Source organism: Pseudomonas putida, from assembly GCF_009883635.2.
GTDB lineage: Bacteria > Pseudomonadota > Gammaproteobacteria > Pseudomonadales > Pseudomonadaceae > Aquipseudomonas > Aquipseudomonas putida_W.
In genome coordinates this window covers 5,600,815-5,614,339 of record NZ_CP026115.2, presented here as the reverse complement: position 1 = coordinate 5,614,339, position 13,525 = coordinate 5,600,815, and the positions used below count along the sequence as shown (strand labels likewise).

Here is a 13,525-nt window from a genome sequence, read left to right as displayed (position 1 = left end):
TCACATGCCTAGCCAATCTCACTTCCGTTACAGCTTCGAGCCTTTGATCGCTGAAATGGATCTCGAAGTGGTGTCCTTCACGCTTGACGAAGCGCTCAGTACTCCCTTCCAGTTGCACCTGGAGCTGATCAGCTTCCATGACGATATCGACTTCGGCCAACTGCTCGACAGACCTGCTCTCTTCACCATCTGGGATGAAGGGCACCCGGTGCGTTACGTACACGGCCTGATCAGCCGCTTCCGCCAGGGCGACAGCGGCTTCCACCGCACTCGCTATCACGCGTTGGTCGAACCGCAACTGGCCCGCGCCGGGCTGCGCTCGAACTGGCGTATCTTCCAGCAGAAGACCGTTCCACAGATTCTCGAACTGATGCTCCAGCGCCAGGGCATCCTGCGCTTCGATCTGAGTACCAGTGTGGACCATCAGGTCCGCGAATTTTGCGTTCAGGCTGGCGAGACCGACCTCGACTTCATTGCCCGCCTCGCGGCAGAGGAAGGTTTCGTCTACAGCTTCGAGCACAGCCCCAAGCAACACAAGCTGCTCATCACCGACCGTTTGTTATCACTGGGCCTGATCAGACAAGGTCCCATTCAGGCCAAGGACAAGCACCAAGGCGCCTACGAAGCAGAGGATGCAATTAGCCCTGAGCCTGTGGTCTACCACGTCAACAGCGGTGGCGACCAGGCGCAACCTTGCCTACGGCGCTTCCACTACAGCGAAAACGTCCGCACTGCGCGCCAGGCCCAGCGTGACTATACCTTCACCCACCCAGCCTATCGCCTGGATCAACAAGCCAGCGCCAAGGGCGAAGTGCATCAGTCCATGGATTACGAGCGCTTCGACTACCCCGGTCGCTACAAGCGCGAAGTGGTGGGTATCCCTTTCACCCAAACCCGCCTTACCGGTTTGCGCCACGATGCCCGCATCGCCGAAGTCACAGGCGACGACGTTCGCCTGCAGCCAGGCAAGGCCTTCATCCTCACCGGCCACCCGCGCGAAAACCTCAATGTGCTCTGGCGGGTGATCAGCGCCCGCCACGAGGGCAGCCAGTTCACCAGCCTGCAGGAAGGCGCCGCCGACGCCAAGCAAGGCACCCATTACGAGCAAAGCACCGTGCTGGTCCCCGGCATGGCCGAATGGCGACCGGCGCCGCTGCCCCGGCCACGCGTCGATGGCCCGCACATGGCCACCGTGGTCGGCCCGCCCGGCGAGGAGATCTTTTGCGACCCGTGGGGCCGGGTCAAGGTCAGCTTCCCCTGGGACCGGGAAAGCAACAGCAACGAGTTCAGTTCCTGCTGGGTGCGCGTGTCGCAAGCCTGGGCCGGCGGCAGCTGGGGCTCGATGGCCATCCCCCGCATCGGTCAGGAGGTGATCGTCCAGTACCTCAACGGTGACCCCGATCAGCCGATCATCACCGGCCGCACCTACTGCGGTAACCAGCTGCCGCCGTATGACCTGCCGGAACACAAGACCCGCATGACCATCAAGAGCCAGACCCACAAGGGCGATGGCTATAACGAGCTGCGTTTCGAAGATGAGCTGGGCCGGCAAGAGGTGTTCATCCATGCCGAGCGGGATCAGAACAATGTGGTCAAGCACGATGAGAGCACGCAGATAGGCAACGACCGGACCGAGCAGATTGGCCACGATGAAACAATTTCCATTGGCCATGACCGCAGTGAAACCGTCGGTAACGATGAACGCGTCAGCATTGGCCAGGACGACTTCCTCCATGTTGGCCGCAACCAGAGGATCAATATCGCCAAGGACCGTTTCGAAGCCGTCGGCAACCATCGCCACGACAAGATCACCGCCAACTATCAGGTCCAGATTGGCGGCAATCTCGAGCAACAGATCGAAGGGCATGCGGAACTGGAGGTACGAACGGAAATCCGCAGGCGCACCCGGCGTTATGACCTGCGGGCGGCTGAAGCACTGGTCATTCAAGGCCCGGGTGGCTCGATTCGTATCGATGAGTCCGGCATCACGCTGGACAGCCCGACGATACGCCTCAACGGAGCGGTGCACCAATCGCTGGGTGGCTCCACTCATTCCTTCACCATCAATGGCGCACCCGTCAGCGGGGCCCCTCTGGATCGGCAGTGCGGGCGACGTCCCGACGGAACGTGCTCGCTGTCTGACTGCAACTGCATAGGAGCACCTGGCGCATGATGGGTTCATCATCCGTGCCTATGCCTGACACCCACTTTGCCAGTGGCTTGCGCTTTCTCTTGCTGCTCAGTCGAGAGCTGGAGTATTCAGCCGTCCGCCCGCTCTCCATTTCACCGCAAGGTGAAGTAGTGCCTCCCTACGCGCCGTCAGTGTTGGAGCTGATCGATGCCGTGGCCCATCGCCCGCCTCACGCCTGGCCCTGGAAACGCAGCGTCATGGATGAAGAATATGAGTTCGGCCCATTGCTGGTGGACGTCAGCGATTCGCCAGAACTGCTTCGTCATGCCGTCATTAGCTGGATGCCCATTGGCGGCGCTATCGCTATGGATGCAGAGGTCAGCGTCGATGAGCTTTCCGACCATTTCCACAGCCTGGTGCAATTCACCATGCCGGATCTGGGGGTGGCCACCCACCACATTACGCCCAATCACCTGAGCGCCTGGCTGGACGCATTGGATGAGGCCAATCGAGCAGCCTGGCTGGGCCCGGTGTCGCGTTTGGCGTGGCGAGTCGACTGGGGGCCTGTCCATGAGTGGAAGACACTTGAAAACACTCCGACCACAGCGCGTTCGAGGTATGCCCTTCTGTTGTCCCTGCAAGAGCACGAGCTTGGCCGGCTGCAATCGGGCTTGCACGAACACTTCGTGATCAGTCTTGCCCACGAACTGCTGGCTACGCCGGCTCATACCGATCGCACGCTGGCGGAGATCCGTGAATGGATCGAAGCCCTGTTGCCGCAACTGGATGCACTCAACTTCAGCGACGAGACCGTTGCCGGTGATTTCATTCGCCTGGTCGCCGAGCACAGGTGGCTGATGACTGATGCGCGGGCCGAGGCTATCTACACCAACCTCGAAGAGTCACCGCAAGGCCGCCTTCGCGAGCTGCAAGCACTCATTCACAGCAAGGAAAACGCCCATGACTGACGCCTCCGTGAGCCGCGCCGCATCGCCCCCTGCCTGCAGTGCACGGGTACCGATCCTGCCAGTGCGCTACGCCGTCGTGCCACGTAGCGGCGCTGCCCCGCCCTGCCGCTACAGCGACTCCGGCTTCGCCCTGGAGCAAGGCTTCCCTTCACTGCAGCACGCCGCCTACACCCTGCGCGCCCTGCGTCCGGGTTATGTCTACGTGTTCATGAAAGGCACCCAGGGCGAAAAGCTGGTCATCCACGAGTACGACGGTGAAGGTCAGTACAAGGAGTTGCGCCACCGGTGCCTGGAGCACTACCAACGGCGCGACCGCTACTTGTCCGGCCGGGCGATGGGTTGGGTCTGGGCCGACACCTGCGAGACCAGCGCCAAGGAAGTCTGGATCGCCTACAGCCCGCACCTGTGGACCAACGCTATAACCGCGCGCATCACCGGTTCGCTGGCCATGCGCAAACGGCACATGCGCCAGCTGAACATGGCCGAGTTGATTGCCGGCAACCAGGCGCCGTCCAACCAGGCCCATGTGCTGCCGGTCAGCGCTTTGCATACCTGGGTCGAAGACTTCAAGCCGGACGCGCAACGCATGTCACTGAGCTGGAGCAGCCAGCCACGCACTTCGGCATTGCTCGCCGGCAGCCTGCACGCCGTTGCACGGCACTACCCTTACACCCAACCGAAGATCCCCGCCGTGGTGGTGCTCAGCGACGCCGAGGGCCTGGCCCTGGACCTGAGCCTGTCGGTGTCGGCCTATCAGCACCAGATGCGCGACCTGATGCCCTCCGAACAGCTGCCCCACACAAGGCCGGCGCAGGGTACCGAGCAGGCTGATGTACCGATGTGCTACCAGCTGGATGCCGAACGCCTCAGCCCGCAGAGCCGCGATTTCCACCATCGCAATCTGATTGCCACGTTGCTGAACAAGACCCTGGAAAGCATGTACCCACCCGACAACCCGTCCCTGGGCACGGCAGCCCTGAGGATACGCCCGGACAGCCGACCGAAGCCGCCTTACGAGGAACGCTTCCGGGTGCTCACCCACCCAGACTATTCCGAGCAGGGCCATCGACTGGGGCAGCGTATCGATACCGCCAAGTACCTCAAGTTTCTGGAGGAACGCGACGAACTGGAGTACCGCATCAGCCAGATGCGTGAACTGGCCTTGCAAGCCAGCAACGATCACGACGCCTGGCTGGCCACCGCCGAAGCCGCGCATCTCGATGATCCTTACAGCCTGGCGGCCGCGCTGGCCTGCTATGACCGGGACGAACTCAGTTCCGCCCGCGGACTGGAAATGTCCCTGGCCCTATTGATTCATCCCATGGGCCAACCCGTGCCCGGCACCGAAGAGCAGGACCTGCGCTTCAAGCGCCTGGAGCGCTGGCTGGACCAGCATGACAGTCCGCTGTACGAAGCGTTGGCGCCCTTCAACCCGTTTCGCGACAAGGCCGACTCAATCGGCACCTTGCTCGGTGGCAGTGACAATGTCATCCAAGGTTTGGTCGGACGCTTTCCAGCCATGGCGAATATCACCGACCTCACGGCTCAATCGGTCAGTACCGTGGTGCTGAAGCGCATGCGCGGACAGACGCGCTGGGATGCCAGCAACAGCCTGCGCCAGCAAGTGCAAGCTGCCGCGCGCGAGGCCAATGCCGAAAAAGCGCTGGGGCTCCTAGCGGCGCGGTACAACATCACTGACAAATTGATCCTCGAGAATCCCTTCAGCCAGGAAGTGGAAAAATACCTGAAAAGCGGGATGGCGCAAGTTGAAGAAATGAAGCAGTTGCGCATCACAGGCAGTAGGAAAGTGATGCTGGAGATGACTACCACTTCACTGGTCAAGCCAACGCCACTCGGGCTGCTAACTTCTGGCGTCGGGACGGGTTTGAATGCCGGAATGCTGTGGTTCAACATATTTACACTGAAAGCGGCGTACAACAACTTGCAGCGAAGTGATGCGCCTGAGTATGAGACAGGTTTTTCGGCTTCCGTCTTTGGTGTGATCGGTGCTACAGCAGCGACGTTAGTAAGTACACGAGCAACACAAAAAGCGATCATGCTGAAATTGGGATCTAGTGCTCCAGGGATGGCATTCGGCAATGGGTTAACAACATTCCTGAGCAGTAATTTATTTGTACGAATTTCTGGCTACCCAGCCATCTTATTGAGCTTAACCTCAGATATCCAAAAGTACAAAAGACAGAATGCAAATGGTAACGCGGAGGCCGCAAGCTACACATTACGCGGCGGGGCTTCTATGGCACTGGGGGCCACTTTGACTTTAGAGGGGTCCCTTGCAATTGCTGGTCCAACAATGTTTATTCCCTTCGCTGGCTGGGCTGCGGCCGCAGTTGTACTGCTTGGCGCCGGCTTCATTGCAGGCGGAATGTACTTTCACCATAAATCTCATGAAAAACTTCATAACCCGATAGAGCTTTGGGCAGTCAGAAGCATTTTCGGTACACGCCAAAATGATGGAGAAACCAGAGAAGAGACGCCTCTGGATCACGCAAGGAAACTGCCAACATTCACGAGTGCAAAGGAAGAAATTAGAGCATGGCATGCTGCTTTTTATTTGCCCTCCCTACTGTCAAAGGAAGATTCAAAAAAACTCGTCGGAGGACAAATGAATACCGGCACTTCTAAATCATGGTCATCTCCTAACTGGAGAGCGATCTTTCACGGTGATATGCCAAGCCACACGAACAGCCTGGGATTTACCGTGCTTTTACCCGGCTTTGTTCTTGGTCATAGCACTTGGAAATCAAGTGCAAGCACACGAAACCATGATAATACTACTAGTGCGATCGCTATAACACCGACCTGCCACCTGACAGCGGCAGGATTGATTTTGATCTTCAAAATGATGAGCAACACCCCCATTAAGATAACGTTAAAAATATGCTACTACCCCGGCACAGACCTAGATGAGGAAGCCAAGTCCACAACAAAATTTTCTTTAGGAGATTAACAACATGGCAACATTGTGGCTTTTCACACCTACAGGCAACTCAAATCATCCGCCACGAATTGGCGGTCAAATCACACAAATCAATCAAACGGTACTAACACTGAAAAACCCCTGGGTAACTGACTCCGTTTTTATGGGCAAGATTTATACTGCCATGACAATATTTCTCGCCATATTCATCTATCCAGACATAGTAGATGAAAATTTTCGAGATATAACCTTTGCCGACATAGACTCAGCAATAATTCTTCTGCTATGCCCTCTTATTTTTTCTCCTTTTTTAGTTTATCGCATCTACTTCATAAAAAAATTATCCGCCGTGTATTTTAACCGATCAACAAAGAAGATTTACTACAAGCGCATAGGAAAACTATTTATTTTCGATTGGCACAATGTCTGCGGAGGTGTTTTCAAAAGGACCGAATTTGGCGGTTCATCCTTCAGCACCAGCTACGCCTTGGCGTTCGCTCCCCGTCGAGAAGATGGCACTCTCCACCAGCGAGACTGCCTCTGGACTGACAGCAACGAACCTACCGAGCCTGACATCAGATATGTCGCCGAAGTCTGGGAATACCTACGCCATTTCATGGACCACGGCCCCGACAAACTCCCTCCTCCAGGCGAACCCAACTGGTGGCACAGGCCGTTACACGCCATCTGTCTCACCCCAGCAGAAGCGTGGCGCCACTACGCCCCTTGGCGCACCGGCGAGCCCGGTGAAATACAGGGTAAAAAGAACTGGCAACTACCGTTCTGGGCAGTCCTCTTTCCCTACAACCTGTCAGTTGCCATCTGCTGGTACGTCATCTGCCGTGTATTCAACGTTCGCGCAGCGCCGCCACCGCCAGAGGCGTTCGAGGAAGCCCCCATTCAACCCAGCAAGCGAAAACGCAAATGAGCACCGGCTCAGGAAAGCTTGGGCTGTCTGCAGCAGCCCAATCACTCAAGAAATTGAGCCAGATCGCTAGACTTCACCTTTATCCCCTGACAAAGTAAGGAAAATCTCACGGACGAGACCAACAACCAAGCAAGGCGATTCCATGGCAATCGATTCCGTTCTGGTCCGCATCCTCCGTGCTTTCACCTCATTCAACCAACGCCTGTTCCTGCGCCGCCTGAACAAGGAAGAGGTCAACCTCATCGACCACTACCGCACCCTGCCCGAGCGCGATCGAATCGCCGTGCGGTACATGTGCACGGCGATCCACAAAACCTCAATGAAACAGCCTGACTGAAGCCAACCGGCACTCAGTCAACGCCATCCAGCCCCATCTGCCAGAAATCAGCCTCCAACCGCGAAGCCTGGCCAAAGATCTGTGCCAGCTCCACAAACCGCTGCTCGGTCATGCTCCGCGCCGCCAGTTCGTCCAGGTGCTTGCGCGCCGCCGCTGCCACGCCCTGGTAACCCTCGCCGGCATACTCGCCAATCCACTCCCGGTACGGGTGGTCGCTCAGGTCACCAATGCGCTCCGCCAATGTGCGGCCGATCTCGGCGTAGCCGATCACGCACGGCGCCAATGCCACATGCAGTTCGAGCAAGTCGCCGGCCGCGCCGCAGTCGAGCACGTAACGGGTGTAGGCCACGGTCGCCTGGTGCTCGGGGGCTGCCTGGATATCGGCTTGCGACAACCCCCAGCGTGCACACAGGCGCAGGTGCAGTTCGGTTTCATCGAGAATCGCCGCCAAACCGGCCTGGGCGGCGCGGATATCCGTCGGCAGGCGGCTCTTGTAGGCGGCCAGGGCCCAGGCGCGGGCGAACTGGATGAGGAACAGGTAGTCCTGGATCAGGTAGGTGCGGAAGGCTTCTTCGGGCAGCGTGCCCTCGCCCATCTGCCGCACGAAGTCATGATCGACATAGCTGTTCCACTGGCCGGCCGTGGCAGCCTTCAGACGCTCGAAAATATCCATGCTCACGCCTCCTCGCTGTACACGGCGTCGAAGAAGGCAAGCTCCAGTTCAACGGTACGTGCGTAAAAATCACTGGCCAATGCGGCCTCCAAGGGGCCGACCCGGTCCAGTTCGGACTTCAGGAACGCCACGAAATCGCAAAATGCCGGGTTGTCGTGCAGCGTGATCCATTCGGCATAAACGAAGTTGGCCGGCAGCGGCTTGGGTGCCTTGAGGGCCCAGTCCAGGTACAGGCCTTCGGCAACGTTCAGCACGGCCAGCGCGGCGGCGTAGGAACGGGTAGCCGCGGCCTCGCGCATGATGGCCTTGAAGCCGGCGGTAGGTGCTGTGTCTGCAGGCTCGGTGCGCTGCGCCGGGCTGACGTCCAGCGCCTCGAACGCTCGCAGGAAATAGGTGTTCTCGTCGCTGGAGATCATCCCGGCGAAGCGGCCGAAGCGCAGGCGGGCCTCATAGGTGTCGGCGGTGGCGATGGCGGCGCCGAGCAGGGTCAGGAAGCTGTCGAGAAAGCGATGATCCTGGACCAGGTAGCGGACCATGATCGGGTCGGCGACGCTGCCTGCGCAGAGTTCGGTGACGAAACGGTGGCCGACGGCCGCCGACCAGGTCGGTTGGTTCTGGCGTTGAAGGGTTTCGCTGAAGCGTTCGGTCATGGTGTGGCCTCGCAGTGAGGCCGGCAAAAGGCAGGTCGGCAGTCCCATCCCTTCGCCGGCATTATCCGGATCAGGTTCGAAGGGTCACCGCGCTTCAACTCTCAGCGGTTTCTCAGCCCGTTGCCGGGCTCCCCTTGGTGGGCATTAGGTATACAGCGCTAAACAAGAATTGTCACCACTCCCAACACCGCTGTTGGGCCCCACTTCACCCCGCTTTCGGGGCCCTACACCCGTTCATTGACACCCCATTATTTAGCGCACCTCAGGCGTTGCAAGGAGTTGTTTAACAAAGTGTTGCCGAAACATCTGTTGGCACAGCCGTTGCTCAGGCCAGTAAAACCCGGCACAACGCCATTGATGGCCCTTAGCCATTTAGCTGCGAGCGAGGCACCAGGCAATGAAAACACCTGCCGTGATCCACCCCAACAGCCCTCTCTTCAAATTGTCCGCCGTGACCGCGCTGATGCTCAGCCTCGGGCTGATCTCAGCAATGGCCTCCGGGCTGGATGACGTCAGCCCGCCGCCGCCGACGGACCCGTCGCATTTCGATGACCAACCGGCAGACCCCGGCCCGGCACTGCTCAACCTGTTCAACCTGCCTGAAGCCAACGAAGGTTCGCTGGAACTGCAAAACGGGGTGTACGGTGATCGCGCGACCAACCGCGTCGACAACGTGCTGCCGCCCGCCCTGCAGACATCACGCAATTACCCTACCAACGGCAAGCCAAGCCCGTTGTTCGGGGCCCAGCCGTTCACTCAGCAATTGCTGCTGTTCGAGGAATTCGGCCCGGAAAAACTCGACCCCAACCTGCCTCCCCCTTCGCTGACCTTCCCGGTTCCCACACTGGGCGCGGAACCTGCTCAAGACCCCAACGTGGTGGCCCGCAGCAGCCCCAACGGCAATGCCCTGGAGGCCTTCCTCAAGCAGCCGGGGCTGTACCCGTTCCCGACCCAGTTCGCCAACACCCTCGACCGCAACCCGTGGAAGGCGCAGATCGAGCTGTTCCTCAACCGCAACTCGGTCGGCTCGCCAGCGGAAGGCCGGCCACCAGGAAAAGGCTGGTCGCACCAGCGCTGGAACGAGTTCTACCCCCAGGCGGCGTTCAAGACTGCGCAGGCAGGTGCGCGCATCAACCAGGGGCTGCGTGACCGCAAGCAGCTGCACAACTATGCCGCGGGCGAGTTCGCGCCGGGCGGGCTGTATTACCAGACCTCGGACATCCCGACCACCCTCGGCACCACCAAGGGCATCGACACCCGCTTCCACCCGAACTTCCCGCTGCAGAACCACAAGTCGCTGTGGACCTTCGACGGTACCTTCCCGCCGAAACTGCTGATGGTTCGCTATGGCCAGCCGGTGCTGATGCGCCACTACAACGCGCTGCCGATCGACCCGGCAGCCAACGCCGGCTTTGGCCTGCACACCATTTCCACCCACGAGCACAACGGTCACTCACCAGCCGAGAGCGATGGTTTCGCCAACGCCTACTTCTTCCCTGGCCAGTACTATGACTACCGCTGGCCGATCCAGCTGGCCGGTTACGACACCATCAACACCCGTGCCGAAGACCCGCGCGCTGCCTTCCCCTGCTCGCCGGGTGAAACCCTGTTCGTCAACGACGCCAACCCAGGGCTGAAGACCTGCGAGAACGGCAGCATCAAGATTCGTGGCGACTGGCACGAAACCATGAGTACACACTGGTTCCACGACCACATGATGGATTTCACGGCGCAGAACGTCTACAAAGGCAACGCCGTGATGATGAACTACTACAGCGCCATCGACCGTGGCAACGAAGCGCTGCAGGACGGTGTCAATCTGCGCTTCCCCAGCGGCTCGGCCATGCCGTGGGGTAACCGCGACTACGACGTCAACCTGGTGATCGCCGACAAGGCCTGGGATCAGAGCGGCCAGCTGTGGTTCAACCCGTTCAATACCGATGGCTTCCTCGGTGACCAGATCCTGGTCAACTGGCAGTACCAGCCCAAGCTCAAGGTTCGCGCGCGGGCCTACCGCTTCCGTATCCTCAATGGCTCGGTTTCGCGTTACTTCAAGTTTGCCGTGGTGCGTGAAATCGCCGGCAACGGTGGCGAGTTCAAGGGCCCTTCCGGTTCCAACGTGTCGTACGCCCGTGTGCCGTTCCACATGATCGCCAACGACGGCAATATCATGGAACACGCCGTGCCGTTCGACGGCACCATGGACCTCAACGGCGACGGCAAGACCGACGACAACAACGCCATCCTGCCGCTGCAAGGCATCGCCGAGCGCTATGACATCATCATCAACTTCGCCAAGAACGGCATCAAGGTCGGCGATAAGCTGTATCTGGTCAACATCATGGAGCATGACACCGGCAAGGGCCCGAAACAGCCCATCGAGTTGGCCGACGTGCTGTCCGAAAAATACAAGGCAGTGATCAAACAGACCAGCAAAGGGCCGGAATGGGACAAAGGCGACCCGGTAGTGGGCAAGTTCATGCAGTTTATCGTGCAACCCTACAGCGGCACCGACGTCAGCATGGACCCGACCGCCTATGAACCGGCCAAACCGGGCAAGGCCGAAGGCCTGAAGATGATCCCGCTGACCATCGACCGCACCGCTGCCGCCGACCAGGCCAAGATCAAGGCGGCCCGTCACCGCGAGTTCATCTTCGGGCGCTCCGACGGCACCGATACCGCCCCCTGGACCATCAAGACCGACGGCGGTTTCGGCTACAGCATGGACCCGCGGCGCATCTCCGCCGCGCCACAGCTGGCCAGCGAAGCGACCCAAGGCGGCTTCAGCGGCGACGGCACCCTGGAAGTGTGGAAGATCAAGAACGGCGGCAACGGCTGGAGCCACCCAGTGCATGTGCACTTCGAGGAAGGCGTGATCCTCAGCCGTGACGGCAAGGCACCGCCAGAGTGGGAAAAATGGGCACGCAAGGACGTCTACCGCATCGGCCCGGACGACGACTCCTCGGAAGAAGTGGAAATGGCCATTCGCTTCCGCGAGTTCGCCGGTACCTACATGGAGCACTGCCACAACACCCAGCATGAAGACTCGTCGATGCTGCTGCGCTGGGACATCGAGCACCCTGGGCAATTCCAGGTCATGCCGACGCCGCTGCCAGGCTGGGATGGCGTGCAGTACATGGCTTCTGTGGGTCTGCCGACCTTCCGCACCGCCAGCAACAATAACGGTGAAAATCCGGCCAACAAACCACCCGTGGCCGTCAACGACAGCGCCGCGACCACGGCCGGCAAGCCGACCGTGATCAACGTGCTGGCCAACGACACCGATCCGGAAGGCAACCTGCCGTTGACCGTCAAGGACCTCAGCCAGCCCGACTCCGGCAAGGGCTCGGTCAGCAGCGACGGCACCACCGTGACCTACACCCCGCCGGCTACGGTCGACACCCCGTTCACCGCCAGCTTCAACTACACGGCGCGTGACGCCAAGGGCGCCGAATCGCTGACACCGGCCACGGTCAGTGTGGCGGTGAGCCCGGCAGCCGTGGCGGACCAGATCCAGGTCAGCAGCGCCGTGGTGCAGGTGCGCAGCAACAACCGCTACACCTGGGACATCTCCGGCACCACCTCGGTGGCCACCGGCAACAGCATCAGCGTGACCGCAGCCACCACCAGTGGCCCGCTGAACCTGGGCACGGCGACGCTGACCGCGGCCTCCAGCGGGGCGCGCTGGCGGTTGTCGGTGACCACCACCGGTGGCAGCCTGGCGGCACCGGCGACGATCACCGTGAAGTCGGCTCTGGGGCAGAGCGTCACGGTACCAGTAAGCGTCAAGTAATACGCATTGCACGGGGGGCCGCTCTGCGGCCCTTTCGCGGCTCACCGCAAATCAGAGGACGTACATCATGGCCCTGTCATGGCGTGTTCTGCTCGCACTTACCCTGTTCGCCGCCGGCACCCACTACTGGCCGATCAAAGCGGAACAATCGATACCAAGCACCGAAGCCGCCACCCCATGGGGCGCCGACTACTTCCCCAACACCCCGCTGGTGACCCAGGACGGCAAGCAGGTGCGTTTCTTCGACGACCTGATCAAGGACAAGGTGGTGGCGATCAACTTCATCTTCACCGGCTGCTCCGACTCCTGCCCGGTGGAAACCGCCCGCTTGCGCCAGGTGCAGAAGATCCTCGGTGAGCGGGTCGGCAAGGACATCTTCCTCTACTCCATCAGCATCGACCCCTACAACGACACCGCCGCCACCCTCAAGCGCTATGCCGAAAAGTTCGGCATCGGCCCTGGCTGGACCCTGCTCACCGGCGAACCCGAAGATATCGAACAGCTGCGCCGGCGCCTGGGCCTGTACATCGAAGGCCTGGAGAACGGTCGTTCCAAGGACCACAACCTGAGCCTGATCATCGGCAACCAGGCCACCGGCCGCTGGATGAAGGCTTCGCCGTTCGAAAGCCCGTACATCCTCGCCGACCGCCTGGGCAACAGCCTGCACAACTGGAAACAGGCCACTGCCATGACCAACGACTACGCCAGCGCGCCGGAAATCCGCCCGCCCAGCAGTGGCGAACAGATCTTCCGCACCCGCTGCTCCTCGTGCCACACCGTGGGCAACACCGAACCCGGCCAGCCCGGCATCGGCCCCGACCTGCTCGGCGTGACCCAGCAACGCGACCCCAGCTGGCTGGTACGCTGGCTGAAGGAGCCGGACCAGATGCTGGCCGAGAAAGAACCGCTGGCCACGCTGCTCTTCGAGCAGTACAACCGCCTGGCCATGCCCAACATGCGCCTGGGCGATGCCGAGGTCACCGCGCTGATCAGCTACCTGCAGGAAGAAACTTCACGCATACAGGCGCCCCTGACGGACCGGGGAAAACCTTAAAGGCAATTAGCCACCAGTCATGAGGCTGTCATCTGCCTGTCGTATTTTTC

The 13,525-nt window shown here is 60.2% G+C and carries 9 protein-coding genes and 1 riboswitch; of the genes, 7 read left to right on the top strand and 2 right to left on the bottom strand.

What is annotated here, in order from left to right:
- Positions 1–4 precede the first annotated feature (4 nt).
- The 5 genes from C2H86_RS25510 to C2H86_RS25490 all read left to right on the top strand — a co-directional run bounded on the left by C2H86_RS25510 (position 5) and on the right by C2H86_RS25490 (position 7,305).
- Positions 5–2,173 carry a type VI secretion system Vgr family protein gene (locus tag C2H86_RS25510; RefSeq protein WP_159410431.1) on the top strand — a complete coding sequence of 723 codons (2,169 nt, stop codon included), beginning with the start codon at positions 5–7 and terminating at the stop codon, positions 2,171–2,173.
- Positions 2,170–3,099, top strand: a complete 930-nt coding sequence (locus C2H86_RS25505; protein ID WP_240349640.1) for a DUF4123 domain-containing protein — start codon at positions 2,170–2,172, stop codon at positions 3,097–3,099. The genes C2H86_RS25510 and C2H86_RS25505 overlap by 4 nt, the downstream gene beginning before the upstream one ends.
- Positions 3,092–6,070, top strand: a complete 2,979-nt coding sequence (locus C2H86_RS25500) for a T6SS effector BTH_I2691 family protein (protein ID WP_163985996.1) — start codon at positions 3,092–3,094, stop codon at positions 6,068–6,070. The genes C2H86_RS25505 and C2H86_RS25500 overlap by 8 nt, the downstream gene beginning before the upstream one ends.
- A 4-nt stretch (positions 6,071–6,074) precedes the next feature.
- The gene (locus tag C2H86_RS25495) at positions 6,075–6,968 is read left to right on the top strand and encodes a DUF6708 domain-containing protein (RefSeq protein WP_159410429.1); all 894 of its coding nucleotides are present in this window, start codon (positions 6,075–6,077) and stop codon (positions 6,966–6,968) included.
- Positions 6,969–7,110: 142 nt separating this feature from the next.
- The gene (locus C2H86_RS25490; RefSeq protein WP_159410428.1) at positions 7,111–7,305 is read left to right on the top strand and encodes a hypothetical protein; all 195 of its coding nucleotides are present in this window, start codon (positions 7,111–7,113) and stop codon (positions 7,303–7,305) included.
- 13 nt (positions 7,306–7,318) lie between these two features.
- Here the strand turns inward: C2H86_RS25490 and tenA are convergent, their stop codons facing one another.
- Positions 7,319–7,984 carry a thiaminase II gene (gene tenA / locus C2H86_RS25485; RefSeq protein WP_159410427.1) on the bottom strand — a complete coding sequence of 222 codons (666 nt, stop codon included), beginning with the start codon at positions 7,982–7,984 and terminating at the stop codon, positions 7,319–7,321.
- Positions 7,981–8,628 carry a TenA family protein gene (locus C2H86_RS25480; RefSeq protein ID WP_159410426.1) on the bottom strand — a complete coding sequence of 216 codons (648 nt, stop codon included), beginning with the start codon at positions 8,626–8,628 and terminating at the stop codon, positions 7,981–7,983. Before C2H86_RS25480 ends, tenA begins: the two co-directional genes overlap by 4 nt.
- A 30-nt stretch (positions 8,629–8,658) precedes the next feature.
- A riboswitch (TPP riboswitch) is annotated at positions 8,659–8,773 on the bottom strand.
- Between the two features lie 252 nt (positions 8,774–9,025).
- Between C2H86_RS25480 and C2H86_RS25475 the strand changes: the two genes are divergently transcribed.
- Positions 9,026–12,421 carry an Ig-like domain-containing protein gene (locus tag C2H86_RS25475; protein WP_159410425.1) on the top strand — a complete coding sequence of 1,132 codons (3,396 nt, stop codon included), beginning with the start codon at positions 9,026–9,028 and terminating at the stop codon, positions 12,419–12,421.
- A 67-nt stretch (positions 12,422–12,488) separates the two neighbouring features.
- Positions 12,489–13,475 (top strand): SCO family protein, encoded by a 987-nt coding sequence (locus tag C2H86_RS25470; protein WP_159410424.1) that lies wholly within the window; start codon positions 12,489–12,491, stop codon positions 13,473–13,475.
- The last annotated feature ends 50 nt before the right edge of the window (positions 13,476–13,525 follow it).

Coding starts and splice junctions, on each gene's coding strand:
- C2H86_RS25470 (WP_159410424.1), top strand. CDS start 12,489: ATGGCCCTGTCATGGCGTGTTCTGCTCGCACTTACCCTGTTCGCCGCC.
- C2H86_RS25505 (WP_240349640.1), top strand. CDS start 2,170: ATGATGGGTTCATCATCCGTGCCTATGCCTGACACCCACTTTGCCAGT.
- C2H86_RS25500 (WP_163985996.1), top strand. CDS start 3,092: ATGACTGACGCCTCCGTGAGCCGCGCCGCATCGCCCCCTGCCTGCAGT.
- C2H86_RS25495 (WP_159410429.1), top strand. CDS start 6,075: ATGGCAACATTGTGGCTTTTCACACCTACAGGCAACTCAAATCATCCG.
- C2H86_RS25480 (WP_159410426.1), bottom strand. CDS start 8,628: ATGACCGAACGCTTCAGCGAAACCCTTCAACGCCAGAACCAACCGACC.
- C2H86_RS25490 (WP_159410428.1), top strand. CDS start 7,111: ATGGCAATCGATTCCGTTCTGGTCCGCATCCTCCGTGCTTTCACCTCA.
- C2H86_RS25475 (WP_159410425.1), top strand. CDS start 9,026: ATGAAAACACCTGCCGTGATCCACCCCAACAGCCCTCTCTTCAAATTG.
- C2H86_RS25510 (WP_159410431.1), top strand. CDS start 5: ATGCCTAGCCAATCTCACTTCCGTTACAGCTTCGAGCCTTTGATCGCT.